The sequence below is a fragment of the Flavobacterium caseinilyticum genome, assembly GCF_004349085.1.
Taxonomy (GTDB): domain Bacteria; phylum Bacteroidota; class Bacteroidia; order Flavobacteriales; family Flavobacteriaceae; genus Flavobacterium; species Flavobacterium caseinilyticum.
Map to the genome: position 1 here is coordinate 172,744 of NZ_SMFM01000001.1, position 17,500 is coordinate 190,243.

A 17,500-nucleotide genomic window follows, 5' to 3' on the forward strand; every position below is an offset into this window, starting at 1 on the left:
TTTATTTAAATTTGCCACACACAACTTAAAACATATATTATGAAAATCTCCATAGGAAACGATCACGCAGGACCGGATTACAAAAAAGCAATTGTTGAAATGCTTCAGGCAAAAGGACATGAAGTAACGAATTACGGAACCGATTCAACAGAAAGCGTGGATTATCCTGATTTTGGACGTCCTGTTGCCACAGATGTTGCTGAAGGAAAAGTTGATTTTGGAATTATTATTTGCGGAAGCGGAAACGGAATTTCAATGACAGCTAATAAACAATCTAAAGTTCGTGCTGCTCTATGCTGGATGAAGGAAATTGCAGTTTTAGCCCGTCAGCATAACGATGCCAATATTATTAGTATTCCTGCTCGTTTTACTTCGATTCCACAAGCGGTAGAAATGGTAGAAGCCTTTTTAAACACTGAATTTGAAGGTGGAAGACACCAAAATAGAGTGGATAAAATTTCTTGTTAGTACTCTATTATTCCAAAATAAAAAAGTACAAAAAGGATTAAAATTTGTATTACTATAATTCCGTAAAACCTCAAAAGGAAGCTTTCTTTTGAGGTTTTATGTCTAAAGAAAAGCATGGCTAACCCGGAACCAATTGTTCCGCCCAGAATACTTGTAAACAATAAATTACGTTCTGAAATTCTCCATTTTTGCTGTATGGCGAGCCATTTGTCTAGTCCTGTTGTTGAAAAAGCAACTAAATTAATAAGCGGAAAATACCAGAATAAAAAAGACATAAAAAAGGAGTTTTGACTCAAAGATACTATTTTAGCAATATGATTTTATAATCTTAAATTTAAAATGACTAACATACAATTCATAGCTAAGTCTGTTCAAACAGCAGCAATAAACATTCAAAATACCGTTCAATTATTACAGGAAGATTGCACCATTCCTTTTATTTCGCGTTATCGGAAAGATAAAACCGGTAATTTGGACGAGGTTTTTATTGAGCAAATTGCCAAATTTCAAAAGGAATATGAAGCGGTAGTAAAACGCAAAGAAGCGATTTTAAAATCGATTCAAGAACAAAATGCGCTTAGCCCAGAATTAGAAAAAAAAATCCAGCAAAGTTTCGATTTACAGGAATTGGAAGATTTTTATCTGCCTTTTAAAAAGAAGAAAAAAACAAAAGCCGATACTGCCCGAGAAAACGGATTAGAGCCATTAGCCAAAATCATCATGGCGCAAAATAATGATGATGTCGATTTTATTTCGACAAAATATTTGAACGAAAATGTCATCAACGAGGATGCAGCATTGCAAGGCGCCAGAGATATTATTGCGGAGTGGATTAATGAAAATATTTATGTTCGAAAGCAACTCCGAAGATTGTACGAACGCAAAGCCACCATCACTACTAAAGTTGTAAAAACGAAAAAAGACGACGAAGCGGCGCAGAAATTCAGTCAATATTTTGAATGGTCAGAGCCGCTGACTAAAGCACCTTCGCACAGATTATTAGCGATGCTTCGTGCCGAAAATGAAGGCTTTATCAAGTTTAAAGTAGAAGTTGATATTGATGAAGCGTATGATATTATTGATACTTTAATTTTAAAAGCTCAAAATAAAACCACGCCACACGTTCAACTGGCTATCGAAGACAGTTATAAAAGATTGCTGAATCCTGCCATTTCAAACGAAGCTTTGCAAGAAGCTAAAGCCAAGGCTGACGCCAATTCTATTCAGGTTTTTGCGAATAATTTGGGACAATTATTGTTAGCACCGCCTTTGGGTGAAAAACGAATTCTTGCGATTGATCCAGGTTTTAGAAGCGGATGTAAAATTGTTTGCTTGGACGAAAAAGGAGATTTATTATATAACGAAACCATTTATCCGCATGCACCTCAAAAAGAGGAAGCGATGGCGATGAAAAAAATTCGTTCGATGGTGAATTCTTATAAAATAGATGCGATTTCCATAGGAAACGGAACGGCTTCGAGAGAAACCGAATTCTTTATTAAGAAAATTGCTTTTGATAAGCCAGTTCAGGTTTTTATCGTTTCCGAAGCGGGAGCATCTGTGTATTCTGCTTCGAAAATTGCTAGAGAAGAATTTCCTAATTATGATGTTACGGTTCGAGGTTCGGTTTCTATCGGAAGACGATTGAGTGATCCGTTGGCTGAATTGGTTAAAATTGACCCGAAAGCCATTGGCGTAGGCCAATACCAACACGATGTAGACCAAACCAAACTCAAAGAAGAATTAGACAATACGGTGATACGTTGCGTGAATTCAGTTGGGATAAACATTAATACGGCGAGTAAACATTTACTGAGTTATGTGAGTGGAATAGGAGAGAAGCTGGCTGAAAATATTGTTAATTATCGCTCAGAAAATGGTCCATTTACTGATCGAAAACAACTGAAAAAAGTGCCTCGTTTGGGCGAAAAAGCATACCAGCAAGGCGTTGCTTTTATCCGAATTTCGAATTCCAAAAACCCTTTGGATAATTCCGCGGTTCATCCCGAAGCCTATGGAATTGTCGAAAAAATGGCAAAAGACTTGAAATTGACAGTGCATGATTTGATTGCCAATAAAGAAAAAACAGCTTTGATAAAACCAGAAAATTACATTACATCAGAAATAGGTTTATTGGGATTGAAAGACATTATCAAAGAACTCGAAAAACCAGGATTAGACCCAAGAAAATCAGCTAAAGTTTTTGAATTTGACCCGAATGTGAAAACTATTAAAGATTTAAAAACAGGAATGGTTTTACCGGGAATTGTCAATAACATTACCAATTTTGGTTGTTTTGTGGATATTGGAGTTAAAGAAAGCGGTTTGGTTCACATTTCCCAACTCAAAGCGGGTTTTGTAAGTGACGTAAATGAAGTGGTAAAATTACACCAGCATGTTCAGGTTAAAGTAACGGAAGTTGACGAAGATAGAAAGAGAATTCAGTTGACGATGATTTTATAATATATATATATATTTCCGTCAATTAATTGACGGAAATTAATAAAATACCGTCACCTTGCTGACGGTAATCAATAAATAAGTTATCCTTGTGCTGTTTTAAAATCTAAATTTTAAGGAAATAGATAGATTGGCACTTGATTCAGTTTTGCAAAAAATGCAAGCCAACAAAGTAATTGTACTATTGGGCGCAAGGCTTGTAGGCAAGACCGAATCGATTAAGAAACTTATGGGAAAAGTACTTGAGAAAGTTCTTTTTCTAAACGGAGACGACATAAAATCACCTAATTTATTAGAAATTCAGAGTACGGCAAATTTTAAAAGATTGCTTGGAGACAGGAAATTGTTAATAATAGATGAGGCATAAGAAATACCTGAAACTGGCAAAAAACTAAAATTGATGGTGGACACTATCGAAGATTTGAAAATTTTGGTAAAGGGTTCTACAGCATTTGAAATAAATAATCAATTAGGAGAACCATTGGTTGGATGAATGAAAACAGTTAATTTATATCCGATTTCACATATAGAATATGGCAAAAATGAAAATTTACTCGAAACCCGAAATAATTTAGAAGATTGATTAATATTGGGGAGTTATCCTGAATAGAGCCATATTAGTAATCGAGAAGATAAAATAAGTTATTTAAAAGAGTTGGTAAACACCCAATTGTTACGAGATATTTTTGCTTTTGAAGGCATCAAAAAAAGAGATAAAATTATTGCTTTACTTCAAATTGTTGCTATTAAAACCGGTAGCGAATTGTCACTCGAAAGTGTGGGTCGTGATTTGCAAATTAGCAAAAACACGGTCGAAAAGTATTTGGATTTATTTAGCAAAGTCTTTATAATTTACAGTGTATCAGGATTTAGTAGAAATAGGGATAACGAAATCACTAAAATAAAACAATGGTATTTTGTGGATAATGGTAATCGAAATGCCATTATCAATTCGTTTAATCCATTAAATAGTAGAGAAGATGTTGGCAAGCTTTGGGAAAATTACTTGAATTCCGAAAGAATAAAAAAAATGAGTTATACCCAAAATTTTGTTCACGATTATTTTTGGCGTAACCATACCAAACAAGAAATAGATCGAATTGAAGAAAAAGACCAGCGGTTATCGGCTTTTGAATATAAATACAGAAAAGCAAAATCAAAAATTCCAACTGAATTTGCAAAGTCGTATCCAGAAGCAAGCTTCGAAATCATCAATAAGGAGAATTATTTAGATTATGTACTTTGAAAACGAATCCAGCTGAAGATGGGGTTGTAAAAGACAAAAAAAAAGCCAGTTTCAAATCACTAAAAGAAAAACTGGCTTTTTAAAAGTATTGTATTTTTTATAGTTGAATAACTCCTCCTACATTTAAGCTGTAACCATTATTTGTAATTCGTTCTTGTGTAGCTTTATTTATATTAGTCATCCCACTGAAAAATTGAGCGTCAATTAGAATCCCAAATTTATCATTAATTCCAATTTTATATCCAATTCCATACGTTAAACCTAATTGGAAAGATTCTATAGCGCTTTCAGGAATAGTAGTTTTGTTTCCGTTTTCAATAAATGTAGAACTAGTTAAAAATGAAGGACTTAACCCGAAATTTAAATTCCATTTACGAGTGCTTCCGAAATGCCAGTTCGCATTAACTGGAATGCTTAAATATTTCAATTCGTCTTCATATACATTTCCAGCATCTTCAATTCTTGAGCCCATTTTATCAGCAATTAATCCTGAACGTAAACTCCATCTGTTATTAAAATAGTAATCAACAGTTGCTCCTAATTCAACACCGGAATTGTAATTGGTATTATCTCTATTAGAGAACTCTGCAAAACTGGAAACACCAATTTTTGGGGTAATTTCCACGGTACCTTTTTCTTTTATTTGAGCATTAGCCAATCCAAAAGAAGCTAAAGCAAATAATGAAAGTAAAACTCTTTTCATTTTTTAAGTATTTAAATTATTTACCACAAAAGTAATAAGTAAATTCTTATATAAAAAGAAAAATGAAAAATAAAATTTGCATTAACTATTTTTAAAGTAAATATTAAATAGTATACTTATTATAAATTATTTATAAGCATAAAAAAGTCCCTAGATCTAGGGACTTTTTTTATTTTGTTTCTTCTTCTTTTTTATCAGCTGGCTGACCGTCTTTAGACGCGTTTTTGAATTCTTTGATTCCGCTTCCTAAACCTTTCATAAGCTCCGGGATTTTTTTACCACCAAAAAGTAATAAAACAACCGCCAATATAATAAGGATTTCTGTAACACCTAATCTTCCCATGATAGTATAATTTATAGCCGAAGCAAATTTGTAATAAACCTGAAAGCAAAGGTATATAGAATTAGTTTACGGAAATTCATTTAACCGCATTTATTTGGTTTCAAAAGCGTTAAAAATTTATTAAAAATTAATTTAGATTTGTAATAATCAAGAAAAACAACGGAATACAAGCAACGACAATAATTGTTATATTTGTTCAATAATCAATTTACATGTCCAAGAAAAGACAAAAACGAAAAAAAATCAAAGAAAAACTATTCAATAAACGACGTTTAATCATACTAAACGAAGATACATTTGAAGAAACTTTTTCATTGAAACTTACTTTAATGAACGTTTTTGTGGTAGCATCTTTAGGAGCAATAATTATCATTTTCGTTACTACCTTTATAATCGCTTTCACTCCTTTACGGGAATTCATACCAGGCTATTCTTCGTCAAAATTAAAGCGAGACGCAACGGAATTAGCCTTGAAATCAGATTCTTTATCCAAGGCTTTAAAAAGAAATGAAGCCTATATCAAATCGATCCAGAAAGTATTGACGGGAGAATTAGAATATGCTAAATTCAATAAAGACTCGATACTGGAAGCAGCAGATGAAATTAGTACACCAGTTGATTTATCACCATCAAAACCAGAACTGGAACTGCGGGAACAAGTAGCGAAAGAGGAGAATCCCCACCCCAACCCTCCCCAAAGGGAAGGGAGCCGAAACTCAAAAAAGTAAAAACAGTTTTCAGCTTAAATAACCTAGAGTCTTCGTGATAAAAAACATTAAAATCAATAGTAAGAAATGTCAATAAAATCAATTGCAGCCAAATTATTTGCACAAAAAATATACAAGAAAACACAACTTTGGGCCAATAATCCTATTGAAACGCAAAAGAAGGTTTTACAAAAATTAATCAAAGATGCGAAACAAACACAATTTGGTATCGACCATCATTTTGAGCAAATAAAAAATGAGAAGGATTTTGCCAAGCAAGTTCCAGTTCGGGATTATGAAGCGTTAAAACCGTATGTGGATAAGGTGGTAAAAGGGGAGGAAAACATCCTTTGGAAAGGAAAACCGCTCTATTTTGCCAAGACTTCCGGAACGACTTCCGGGGCCAAATACATTCCGTTGACTAAGGAATCGATGCCGTATCATATTGAGGCTGCTCGCAATGCGATTCTGCATTATATTCATGAAACCGGAAGAGCTGATTTTGTTGACGGGAAAATGATTTTCCTGCAAGGAAGTCCCATATTAGAAGAGAAAAATGGCGTTAAACTAGGTCGATTGTCTGGAATTGTGGCGCATTTTGTTCCAAAATACCTTCAAAAAAACAGAATGCCTTCTTGGGAAACCAATTGTATCGAAGATTGGGAAACGAAAGTGAATGCAATTGTCGAGGAAACATTCAACGAAAATATGGCTGTGATTTCCGGGATTCCTTCTTGGGTACAAATGTATTTTGAAAAATTGCATCAAAAAGGAGAGAAGCCAGTGGGTGAAATCTTCAAAAATTTCAATTTGTTTATTTATGGCGGCGTGAATTATGAACCGTATCGCGCCAAATTTGAAAATCTTATTGGACGAAAAGTAGACAGTATTGAGTTATTTCCGGCTTCGGAAGGATTTTTTGCATATCAGGATTCGCAAAAGGAAAAAGGAATGTTACTGCTTTTGAACTCCGGTATTTTTTATGAATTTATAAAATCTGATGAATTTTATAGTCAAAATCCAAAACGTTATACGATTGGCGAAGTGGAATTGGGTGTGAATTATGTTTTGATAATTTCTACTAATGCAGGACTTTGGGGCTATAATATTGGTGATACGGTTCAGTTTACCAGTTTAAAACCGTACCGAATAATTGTCTCGGGAAGAATCAAACATTATATTTCGGCTTTTGGCGAACACGTGATTGGCTTTGAAGTTGAGCAAGCTCTGAGTGAATCAATGGTTAATACCAATGTTAAAGTAAATGAATTTACGGTTGCCCCGCAGATTAATCCAAAAGAAGGCTTACCGTACCATGAATGGTTTATAGAATTTGAGAATGAACCTGAAAATCTAGAAGATTTTGCGCAACAATTGGACTATGAAATGCGAATACGTAATATATATTATGATGACTTAATAAAAGGAAGTGTTTTAAGAAGATTAGTTGTCACCAAAGTCGTTAAAAACGGTTTTCAGGACTATATGAAATCGATTGGTAAACTAGGCGGTCAAAATAAAATTCCGAGGCTTTCCAATGATAGAAACATAGTGGATTTGTTAAAAAGTAAATAAATGTCTTACCTTTGCAGGTTAGAAAATAAGTAGAAAATGAAAGAAACAAAAAACATATCACGCTCCAGAGCGCAGGAATCATCGGCAGCAATTGAAAAAATGTACATTACGATGCGTCACCTTTTTAACAGGGGCTTTTACAAACCGATGGGAATTTCAGGTGATACGTTGCGCGAAGCATTATTAGCATTACGACCAGAAATTTATGGAAATATAGCCGAAGAAAAAGTAGAATTGAACGGACTTTTATATGTTATAGAACGTCTTCCAGTAGGAATTGAAGAATGTAGATTTATCAATTTAACATCAGATGAAGGGTATTCTAAATCGCATTTTCAGGCGATTGTACCACCAAAAAGACGCCGTAATTGTTACCGAATCGATGAGGAACAAATGAATGTGGAGATTACAAGAGGACGTTCGGATATTTATGATATTTTGACGCATTTGACGTTTATTTTCATTGAATCACACAAAATTAGAAACAGGGTTTTACTGGATGATGCCGGTGAGGTTTCCCGCGATTGGTTCAAATTGGAACAAGCGGTTTCTCAAAAGAAGAAACTGACTCAGATAGAAAAAGAGAAAGCTATTTCACATGCTGCCAATATTCTGGGAAGAACATTTGAGGAAGTATTGGATATTTATGACTCTTTTGGTTCAGCTGCTGCGCCAGATCGTTTCTTGCATGTCATCTTTTGGTTGGGAAAACTTGCCATTGAAGAAATTGTCGACGATAATAAGAGAACGATTACGTTTAGTCCTATTTTGAGAGAACGTTTGGGACACCACATTCACGGGGAAATTTGGGCTACTAACATCAAGGAGGTTTTGAAAGAAAACCAACTTTTAGACCGCCCGATTCATGTGATTAGTGCCAATATGCATAGTGTGATGAATTCTATTTTTGCAACGAAAGTTTTAAAAACTAAGTTCAAAGACAAATCAGATTTCTTTATTTATGAGGAATTGAGTAAGTCAGGTGCCAATGCGGTTCGAAACCAAGTGGAGGAAGTAGCCTTGAAATGCGGAATGATTTCGTTGCCGGATACCTCAGGAACTAATATCGACGTACAGATTTTTGATACCGCCAAAATTGATTGGGCAAAAACATCTTTTCCTAAAGCAAATATTGGCGACAAACAACCAGTATTGATCGTTATGGATTACGCGTTTGGAGAACAGGCTTATGAAACCATTGATGAGTTGTTGAAACCGTTCAAAAAAGACACTTTGTTGAATGTAGAATCGGTTTCAATCATGGGAAAAGCGGGAATTCTGGAAGGTGGAAAAGGGGATATTATGATTCCAAACGCTCACATTAATGAAGGAACGGCAGATAATTATTATTTTGAAAATGAATTAAAGGCTGAAATGTTTGAAGGAAATGGCATTGCCGTTTTTGCCGGGCCGATGGTAACCGTACTTGGAACTTCCTTACAAAATAGAGATTTATTGAAGTTTTTCTATGAATCAACCTGGGGAGTTATCGGATTGGAAATGGAAGGTTCGTATTATCAAAAAGCGATCCAATCCGCTTCTAAAATCAGAAAGAGTGTTCCTCATGATGTCAAAGTAAGATACGCATATTACGCATCAGATAATCCTCTGGAAACAGGAAGTACATTGGCTTCAGGCGGACTGGGAACTACCGGTGTAAAACCAACGTATTTGATTACGATTAAGATATTGGAACAAATTTTCAACGTAAAATAAAAAATATAAATGAGTACAAACGTGCCCAATAATCAAGACGATCGGGAAATTGATTTAATGCAAATTTCTAGAAATATCGGAGATTTTTTTCGAGGAATTAACAGCTTTTTCTTTCAATGTATCCAGTTTTTTTTTAAAAATGGGATTGTAATTATGATATTATTTATAGTTGGAGTTGGAGTAGGAGTTTATTTGGATAAAACAAAAAAAACATACGATCATCAAATTATTGTATCACCAAACTTTGGAAGTACCGACTATTTATATTCAAAAATTGATCTGATATCGGCTAAAATTAAAGAAGGAGACACCGTTTTTTTGAAAAATATAGTCGGTATAAAAAAACCTAAAGAAATAATAAAAATAGAGATTAAGCCTATTGCCGATGTGTATAAATTCATCGATAATAAAGCAGAAAACTTTGAATTAATTAAGTTGATGGCAGAAGATGGGGATGTAAAAAAGATTCTGGAAGACAATTTAACCAGTAAAAATTATACATCCCACACTGTTTTCTTCAAAACAAATCGATTGACCTATGATAAAGAGACCGTGCAACCGTTATTAGATTTTTTAAACGATTCAGAATATTATCGAAAAATTCAACAAGTAGTTTTAAAAAACCTGCAAATTAAGATGACTGAAAATGATTCTATTATTTCACAGATTAACGGCGTTTTAAACGGATTCTCGAATAGAGTAAATGGCAGTCAAACCAGCAATAAATTAATTTATTTTAACGAAAATACGCAGTTAAATGAGGTCATAAAGACCAAGGATGTTTTGATAAATGAACAAGGAAAGCACAGAATTGATTCCGTTGGTTACGATAAAATCGTAAAAGACAACAGCGCGATAACAAATATTGAAAACACTTCTTCAGTGAATGGTAAACTCAAATTTATTATTCCGCTGTTGTTAATTTTTGGTTTCATTTTGATTAAACTCTTTCAAAGATTCTATAATAAGCAAAAAAAATTATCTTTACAGAGCACTTAAAAAAAATCGATTTTAAAGTTTTAAACTAATTTAAATAAAGACACCATTTGCAGTGTTTTAAAAATATAAAAATGAATTTCATTACCACCAATTTATCGGGTTGTTACATTATTGAGCCTAAAGTTATCAAAGACGAAAGGGGTTATTTTATGGAAAGCTATAACGAAGGCACCTTTCAAAAAGGGCTGGCAGAACCGATACACTTTGTGCAGGATAATCAATCTTTTTCAACAAAAGGAGTGCTTCGAGGATTGCATTATCAAACAGGAATTCATGCTCAAGCCAAGCTCGTTAGAGTTTTGCAGGGTGAAGTACTGGATATTGCAGTTGATATTCGCCCTAATTCAGCAACATATGGTCAACATATTTCCATAGTGCTTTCCGGTGAAAATCAGAAACAGTTTTTTATCCCAAGAGGTTTTGCGCATGGATTTTTAGTTTTGAGCGAAACAGCAACGTTCTTTTATAAATGTGATAATTATTACAATAAAGAATCCGAGGGAGGAATTATTTTTAATGATATGGAAATCAATATTGATTGGCAATTTTCAGATCAAGATCTGATTATTTCTGAAAAAGATAAAGGATTACCAACGTTACAAAATGCCAAAAAAGCATGGTAGTTCTTGTTACCGGAGCCAATGGCCAGTTAGGACAATCCTTGCAGTTTATTGCTGCTGAGTACCCTCAAATAGATTTTAGATTTTATAATTCGCAAGAATTAGATATTACACAAAAAAAAGGAATCGAAACAATTTTTAATACCATAAAACCTGAATTCTGCATAAATGCCGCTGCCTACACCGCTGTCGATAAAGCCGAAAGTGAACCAGAAAAAGCGTATGAAATCAATGTGACCGGCGCAGGAAATCTGGCTGAAGTTTGCAAAGAAATTGGAGCCAAATTAATTCACATTTCAACTGATTTTATTTTTGATGGTAACCAGAAAACGCCTTATACCGAGGATGATCGTACCAATCCTAAAAGTGTCTACGGTCAGACCAAATTAGACGGCGAAAAAGCCATTCAATCCATTTTTGAGCGTTATTTTATTATCAGAACTTCATGGGTTTATTCGCAATTTGGGAATAACTTCATGAAATCAATGCTGCGATTAAGTAAGGAAAGAGAAACTTTGTCTATTGTCAATGACCAGATAGGAACCCCAACTAATGCTGTGGATTTAGCGCATGTATTGATGAAAATTATTTCAAATACTGTCCAAAATCCAGAACGTAAGACATACGGGATCTACAATTTCAGTAACGAAGGACAATGCAGTTGGTTTGATTTTGCAAAGAAAATATTCCAAATAAATAATATAAAAATCGATTTAAAACCGATTCCAAGCAGTGATTACCCAACTCCCGCAGAAAGGCCAAAATATAGTGTTCTGGACAAAAATAAGATTAAAAGGGTATTTGGAGTTGAGGTCAAAAACTGGGAGGAGAGTTTAAAGATAATAGAATAAATAATTCAATTCCTGACTTAAGCAGTGCCATAAATTAGAGACTTAATTTTTAATGCAACATTTGATAAAATCAATTTTTCAGAAAACTTCTCTGTGATATAAGTTCTCGCGTCTTCACCCATATTGGTTTTAGAAGTCTTATTTTTTATTTCAAGTAAAGCGGAGTAAATTTCATTCGCTGCATTATGTCCTACGAAATAAAACCCGCCGTTTGATTCCCTAATGATGGTATTTACTTCAGAAATTGCATGTCCGCTTATAACGGAAGGTTTCCCGCTGGCCATCATCGCCAGGATTTTGGATGGCATTATTGTATCTAAAACAGTTATTTTTTGAAATAAGAAATGTGCATCAGCAGAGCATAATAGATCATTCAGCTCGTCATAAGGGACTGGATTATAGAATTTAACAAACTTAAAAGCGGCTAAATTCTCTTTTAAAGTATTTTTAAAACTGCCATCCCCGACAATAACAATTTCGATAAGATCTTCTTTTTTCAGCAGGAAACATAATTTTTGCAGCAGTTGCCAATCTTGTTTTTCGCCGATATTTCCCGAATATAACAACGTAAATTTATTGGAATCGATTAACGAATGTTGAGAGCTGGTTTTTGGATTAATTTTTTCGGCGGATATCCAATTTGGAAAAAAATAGGGATTGGAGTGCCTTGATTTTTCTTTAATTTTTTCTAACATCGTATAACTTATGCTACTGACTAGGTCTGCAATATTGAATAAGGCCGTTTCAAGGCAAAAAATATATTTTTTCAATAAAGAGGTGCCATAATTGTTTCTTTTGATAATTCCCGATTCTAAAGCCAGATCAAATTCAAAATCCTGTATGTGAATCCATAATTTAGCCTTTTTTATTTTAGCCAGAAAAAATGCGGGAATAATAGAAATAGTAAAGGGAACAATACAAATTACTAAATCTGTTTTTTTTATTTTTCGCAGGTTTATTAATGTTCCAAAAAACAAACTTAACATCATCAGGATCCTGGAACTCAGAGTGACTTTTTGAGGTATGAATTGTTTGAAACGGATGATTTCGATGCCGTCAACAGTTTCAGAGAAAAATGTAGTTCGATCTGAATAACTGTCTTTGATTTTCCATTGAGGATAATATGGAAATCCCGTAAGGATTTGAATTGCATACCCTTCACTTTTCAGATAATTTGCAAATTGAGTTGTATATAGCCCAATAGCAGTATCTTCAGGATAATAGTTAGCAGTAATTATTGTAATTTTTTTAGGACTATCCATGGTAATTTAAGGGACAAAATATAAAAAATCAAATGTAATTCATTATTTATTAAGTAGCAGTTTTCGAAAAAATTAATTAAAAAATTAAACCGTGATGAAATTTCTTCAATACGATTAAGTTTTATAATTTTCACAAAAATTCGGTATATCGCAAATGAAAATTATTCTAGATAATATTATTTATTCAAAAGTGAATCAGGGCGGCGTTTCTAATTACTGGTTTGAACTTTCTAAATATTTACTGCATCAATCCGAAGACGAAGTTTTTTTCCATGAAGAATCAAATGTTTTCGACAATTTTCACAGACAACAATTAGAAATTCCTACTGACGCTTTTCTTTCGAATGCTAAAGGTAAATTTTCTATTCTGTCGAGGGTAAAGCCAATAAAATATGAAAGCGAGGATTTTTTTCTATACCATTCCAGTTATTACCGAGCTTTAAAAGGAGTACCTAATCACAGAGAAGTGACAACGATTCATGATTTTACGCATAATTATTTTTCGCCGCCGCACAAAAGATTTGTGCACAATCAACTGAAATTTTCGGCCATTAAACGGTCAAAAGGGCTAATATGTGTATCACAAAATACCTATAATGATTTGAGAAAGTTTTGTCCCGTGCGTTCTGATCAGAAAATTGAAATTATTCATAATGGCGTCAGTGATGACTATTTCCCAATTAAAAACTATTCTGATTTAGAATTAGAATTTTTTAGAGAAAATAAACTGGAAGAAAATTACGTTATTTACGTCGGTACGAGAACAAATTATAAAAACTTTAATTTCGTCTTCGAATTATTAAAAGTAAGCAAAAACATAAAGTTAGTTGTTGTTGGAAATCAGTTAACCGCTGCGGAACGGAAGCTGTTTAGCGATGATTTATTGAGAAGAACTGTAATTTTTACAGGAATCACTAATGTCGAATTGAATCTACTTTATAGTAATGCCATTGCATTGGTTTATCCGTCAAGTTACGAAGGATTTGGAATCCCAATACTGGAAGCCATGAGGGCCGGTTGTCCCGTTATTGCTCTTGATAATTCTTCGATTAGTGAAGTGGCTGGTAATGCAGGGATACTCTTGAAGCAATTGGAGATTGCAGAATTCAAGGAAAATATCGAAAATTTGCAAGATAATGCCTCTTTCAGAGCAGAAATAATTGGCAAAGGAATCGAACATTCAAAGCCCTTCAGTTGGGAGAAATGTTGTCAGGAAACCCATAATTTTTATAAAGAAATAGCGTCTGAATTATAAGTGGACTGCATCTTTTTTTTCTCCAATACATATAAAAATAAACAGCCAAAAAAGGAGTAGAGTATAACGCCAGCTTCTCTTTCAAGAACGTTTTCTGTAAAAAAATTAAATATAAAGTAGAGTATAAAGCTTGCTGTGAGGTAAGATTCAAATTTCAAACTTTTTTTAATGTTCAAAAAGAGCGTGTATAAATATAAAAATATTCCGGCAAAACCAGCAATAAGCAATAATCCCATATATTGATTGTGAGAATTGTAGGGATTATTGGTAAATCCAATATCTTTAGAAGTATAGCAATCTGTCAATTTTTTTTGTACATCACCCAAACCATAACCTAGAATAGGCCTTTCTTTTATAGATTCCAATGCACATTTATAGACATTATAGCGAATGTAAAGTGACGAAGACGAATCTTTTATAACAGTGCCATCATATAAATCTTTGAATCGATTGTGATTTTGATATTTTGGAATTGAAAGCATAATTACTGAAAAAAGCGCCATTGCAATAACACTCCATAGCATTTTTTTAAAATGAAAGCGGAAGATAAGATAAAGTACTCCAATTAAAAACAGCGAAATTACAGGGCCTCTTCTGGCCAAAACAGCCAAAAATAGCACGTACAGTATTGCCATGCACAGAAATACTATTTTCATTTTTTTATTGCTGTCCCAAAGGTGAATTACAAACAGCACACTTACTCCGATATAAATAGACAAATAGATCGGATGGATACTAAAAAGACCCAAACGGATGTCAATTAAATTGGAATAATGAACAATCGTTTCTGAAAAAGTAAATTCCTGGTTCCAAAAGTAGAGAAAGCTGCAACACAAAAAAATCACGACGGAGAGACAGAAACTGAGCAGAATTCTATCTTTTATTTTTTTGGTGAGTATAAAATTGGACTGCAACAACAAGGTGAAAATAATTGGAAAGACGATCAAAGATGCTGTTGTTTCTATCTTTCTAAAGGCGTGATTTATATTTTCAGAATAAGTACAGCTGAAAATGAAAATCCAAAACAGCATGCTATTTATCAATAAAAATCGATAATTAAATTGGCCAGAACGGCTCTTAATATAGTAAGCCAACACGAATAAACCCAGTAATACAACGGGAATCGCCTTCATTTTATTAGGAATAAGCAGTATACACGCATTGAATGCAAGCAAAAACGGGATTCCTTTTTTTAAAATATTATTTATATCTGACATAATACTGGAGTATGGAGTGTATTGCTTTTGGAACGAAAACTATCGCAAGATAAGTAGCGACCAGATAAGCGAAACCGTTTGTAAAATCACCGCGTAAAAAATACATGAGGTAAATTGCCACATAAAAAGCGAAAATCGATTTCAGAATATCGTTGCCTTTTAACCAGATTATCATTTTTCTAAAAAACAGTGCCAATACAACTGGATAAAGCAATATCCCCAAGAATCCAAAATTCAGATAACCTTCTGAAATATAGGGATTTGATAAATTATTAAAGTTAAATTTATATTTTTCTACCAGATAATTTCCAATTTTAAAACCGGTTGTTTCGGGTTTTGAATGCCAAATACTCCGGGGAACAAAGAATAAAAGACTGCCCAGCAAAGGTTCTCCATAAACCACCTTTTTTTTGTCGAAATAATCAATTGTCGCTAAAAAATTCGGATAGGCATCATAATGTAATGAATTAAAGGCATCAGTGACATGAAGATATTCAAAATTGGTAACCAAAACATTGGGTTTCGCGATCATTTGGCTTAGCGAATATCTTGAATGTGTCAAAATAGTCAAGACCGGAAATAACAGTATCATTGACAAAAACACAAATCGCATTGTTTTGAAGTTTGTATCGAGTATTTTTTTGAAAAAAAGGAAAATCAGCGAAATGTAGATAGGTCCTAATGCGTTTCGTTTTTCTGTCAGCGGATTTTTCAAGAAAAAAACAACTGCGATAAAAAAGATTAAATAGAATACAACGAAGTAATAATTGGTTGTTTTTGTCTTACTTTTTTTCAAGTAGCTGTACGCTAAAACCACGCCGCTTATGGGAATAAAAAACAGAAATTTTTGAACGATTAAATATTTCGAAGTGCTTGTGGCTTCAACTTCTTTATAAAATTCATTCTGAAACTGAAACAGAATTGTACTGAAATTAATAAGGATAATTGCAATAGTCAATAGTGCTAATGCCGTTAAAACGACAGGAATGTTCTTGTATTTTTCAACCTCTTCTATTGAAACTTCGAAAGGTTTTACACGGAGATTGTTGTTGATTTTCAGATAGGAAATAAAGAAAATCAGGTTGAATATAAAGAGATAAGCATTTGCTCGCAAACATGTGGCTTCTGTAAAAGGAAATTTCTGAATGAAACGGCCGCCTTCAAGGGAATCTTTGACAATGTAATCTATTTGAACAATCGGGGCAACAATAAAAAACAATAAGTTGAAAACTACAAAAACACTGAGAAATGGAGAGAATTTCTTCTCTAAAAAGATGGAATAATAAGTAATTCCCCAAAGAACTAAAAAATTAGCGAAAAAGGAAAGTTTTAATACCGGTGGAATTTTAAAATATAGAAATAGCGCTATAAAAAATAAAGTAAAAAATATAAAAAAACTGGACTTTGAGCGCATGCTTCAGATAAATAAAAGAGTTAAAAAGAGAAGCTGTTTTTACATGTAACTAAAAAATCAATTGATTCTAAAATCCTTAATCGTCTTTTCTGAATTTAAGTAGCTTTTTTTCAATATCGACACTTGAAATAAATAATGGATCATGAAGTCCGTTTATCAGTTCAATGTTATAAATAAATTTAGAAGTGTCATAAACAAGCGATTCATTTGTTGTCCATGACTTCATAAACTGACCATCATCACCATTAATTACATGATCGTTATACTGTATGGAAATGTTTTTGACAGAGATGTTTTTTTGTTCCATATTTTCACCTAAATCGAGTCTAATTTTAAAAGGAATAACCCCTTTTGGAAATTTAAAGTCAATTTTTTGCATTTGGTCATTTCCATACACATATTTATCGATTACAAGGTCTCCACTTAATTCAACATTAGGTTCTTCGGTGTAATAAATTTGAAATTTATCATTTTGTAAAAAAGAAGCTTCAAGAGTTAATGTAACTTCATCAGTGCTGGGTTTTTTTTCTAATGTAACTTCATCCTTCTGGGCAGAGTTACAGGAGATAAGCATAATAAAAGGAAGCAGCACTGAAAAAACGTTTATATTTCTCATGAATTTTTTTGGTAAATTTAGATAAAATAATTCCATATGAAGATAAAA

Annotated in this window: 18 protein-coding genes; 11 read left to right on the forward strand and 7 right to left on the reverse strand. The window is 33.3% G+C overall.

Annotated elements, in window-relative coordinates; translation table 11 throughout:
* Window positions 1-39 precede the first annotated feature (39 nt).
* A complete protein-coding gene (gene rpiB, locus E0F89_RS00765) occupies window positions 40-468 on the forward strand; it encodes a ribose 5-phosphate isomerase B (protein ID WP_131907961.1) in 429 nt (142 codons plus the stop codon).
* Here rpiB and E0F89_RS00770 read toward each other — a convergent pair.
* Window positions 465-743 (reverse strand): DUF1294 domain-containing protein, encoded by a 279-nt coding sequence (locus E0F89_RS00770; protein WP_131907962.1) that lies wholly within the window; start codon window positions 741-743, stop codon window positions 465-467. The genes rpiB and E0F89_RS00770 overlap by 4 nt on opposite strands.
* A 64-nt stretch (window positions 744-807) precedes the next feature.
* Here E0F89_RS00770 and E0F89_RS00775 point away from each other — a divergent pair, with 64 nt between their 5' ends.
* From E0F89_RS00775 to E0F89_RS17290, 3 genes are all read left to right on the forward strand, one after another.
* Window positions 808-2,931 (forward strand): Tex family protein, encoded by a 2,124-nt coding sequence (locus tag E0F89_RS00775; RefSeq protein WP_131907963.1) that lies wholly within the window; start codon window positions 808-810, stop codon window positions 2,929-2,931.
* A gap of 154 nt (window positions 2,932-3,085) precedes the next feature.
* Window positions 3,086-3,295, forward strand: a complete 210-nt coding sequence (locus E0F89_RS17285) for an AAA family ATPase (RefSeq protein ID WP_243699449.1) — start codon at window positions 3,086-3,088, stop codon at window positions 3,293-3,295.
* A gap of 288 nt (window positions 3,296-3,583) precedes the next feature.
* Complete coding sequence (locus E0F89_RS17290) at window positions 3,584-4,174, forward strand: DUF4143 domain-containing protein (protein WP_243699450.1); 591 nt, start codon at window positions 3,584-3,586, stop codon at window positions 4,172-4,174.
* 97 nt (window positions 4,175-4,271) lie between these two features.
* Here E0F89_RS17290 and E0F89_RS00785 read toward each other — a convergent pair whose 3' ends face one another.
* Entirely contained in the window at window positions 4,272-4,877 is a 606-nt protein-coding gene (locus E0F89_RS00785; RefSeq protein WP_131907964.1) for a porin family protein, read from the reverse strand.
* A gap of 169 nt (window positions 4,878-5,046) precedes the next feature.
* Window positions 5,047-5,220, reverse strand: a complete 174-nt coding sequence (gene tatA, locus E0F89_RS00790; RefSeq protein WP_131907965.1) for a twin-arginine translocase TatA/TatE family subunit — start codon at window positions 5,218-5,220, stop codon at window positions 5,047-5,049.
* Window positions 5,221-5,432: 212 nt separating this feature from the next.
* Here tatA and E0F89_RS00795 point away from each other — a divergent pair, with 212 nt between their 5' ends.
* The 6 genes from E0F89_RS00795 to rfbD all read left to right on the forward strand — a co-directional run bounded on the left by E0F89_RS00795 (window position 5,433) and on the right by rfbD (window position 11,688).
* Window positions 5,433-5,948: a peptidase gene (locus E0F89_RS00795; protein ID WP_131907966.1), complete on the forward strand. Its 516-nt coding sequence runs from the start codon at window positions 5,433-5,435 to the stop codon at window positions 5,946-5,948.
* 66 nt (window positions 5,949-6,014) lie between these two features.
* Window positions 6,015-7,502: a GH3 auxin-responsive promoter family protein gene (locus tag E0F89_RS00800; RefSeq protein WP_131907967.1), complete on the forward strand. Its 1,488-nt coding sequence runs from the start codon at window positions 6,015-6,017 to the stop codon at window positions 7,500-7,502.
* A 36-nt stretch (window positions 7,503-7,538) separates the two neighbouring features.
* A complete protein-coding gene (locus tag E0F89_RS00805) occupies window positions 7,539-9,218 on the forward strand; it encodes a DUF6909 family protein (RefSeq protein ID WP_131907968.1) in 1,680 nt (559 codons plus the stop codon).
* Window positions 9,219-9,371: 153 nt separating this feature from the next.
* Complete coding sequence (locus tag E0F89_RS00810) at window positions 9,372-10,217, forward strand: hypothetical protein (RefSeq protein ID WP_243699451.1); 846 nt, start codon at window positions 9,372-9,374, stop codon at window positions 10,215-10,217.
* A 71-nt stretch (window positions 10,218-10,288) separates the two neighbouring features.
* Window positions 10,289-10,840, forward strand: a complete 552-nt coding sequence (gene rfbC / locus E0F89_RS00815; RefSeq protein ID WP_131907970.1) for a dTDP-4-dehydrorhamnose 3,5-epimerase — start codon at window positions 10,289-10,291, stop codon at window positions 10,838-10,840.
* Window positions 10,834-11,688, forward strand: coding sequence for a dTDP-4-dehydrorhamnose reductase (rfbD, locus tag E0F89_RS00820; protein ID WP_131907971.1), 855 nt, complete (start codon window positions 10,834-10,836; stop codon window positions 11,686-11,688). The genes rfbC and rfbD overlap by 7 nt, the downstream gene beginning before the upstream one ends.
* Window positions 11,689-11,705: 17 nt before the next feature.
* On the opposite strand, the gene E0F89_RS00825 is transcribed toward rfbD, so the two are convergent.
* Window positions 11,706-12,950 carry a glycosyltransferase family 4 protein gene (locus E0F89_RS00825; RefSeq protein WP_131907972.1) on the reverse strand — a complete coding sequence of 415 codons (1,245 nt, stop codon included), beginning with the start codon at window positions 12,948-12,950 and terminating at the stop codon, window positions 11,706-11,708.
* 154 nt (window positions 12,951-13,104) lie between these two features.
* Here E0F89_RS00825 and E0F89_RS00830 point away from each other — a divergent pair, with 154 nt between their 5' ends.
* Window positions 13,105-14,205, forward strand: coding sequence for a glycosyltransferase family 4 protein (locus tag E0F89_RS00830; RefSeq protein ID WP_131907973.1), 1,101 nt, complete (start codon window positions 13,105-13,107; stop codon window positions 14,203-14,205).
* Here E0F89_RS00830 and E0F89_RS00835 read toward each other — a convergent pair.
* The 3 genes from E0F89_RS00835 to E0F89_RS00845 all read right to left on the reverse strand — a co-directional run bounded on the left by E0F89_RS00835 (window position 14,178) and on the right by E0F89_RS00845 (window position 17,452).
* Window positions 14,178-15,422 (reverse strand): O-antigen ligase family protein, encoded by a 1,245-nt coding sequence (locus tag E0F89_RS00835; RefSeq protein WP_131907974.1) that lies wholly within the window; start codon window positions 15,420-15,422, stop codon window positions 14,178-14,180. The two genes, E0F89_RS00830 and E0F89_RS00835, sit on opposite strands and share 28 nt — an antisense overlap.
* Window positions 15,406-16,836: an O-antigen polymerase gene (locus E0F89_RS00840; protein ID WP_131907975.1), complete on the reverse strand. Its 1,431-nt coding sequence runs from the start codon at window positions 16,834-16,836 to the stop codon at window positions 15,406-15,408. The genes E0F89_RS00835 and E0F89_RS00840 overlap by 17 nt, the downstream gene beginning before the upstream one ends.
* A 76-nt stretch (window positions 16,837-16,912) precedes the next feature.
* The gene (locus tag E0F89_RS00845; protein WP_131907976.1) at window positions 16,913-17,452 is read right to left on the reverse strand and encodes a hypothetical protein; all 540 of its coding nucleotides are present in this window, start codon (window positions 17,450-17,452) and stop codon (window positions 16,913-16,915) included.
* Between the last annotated feature and the right edge of the window lie 48 nt (window positions 17,453-17,500).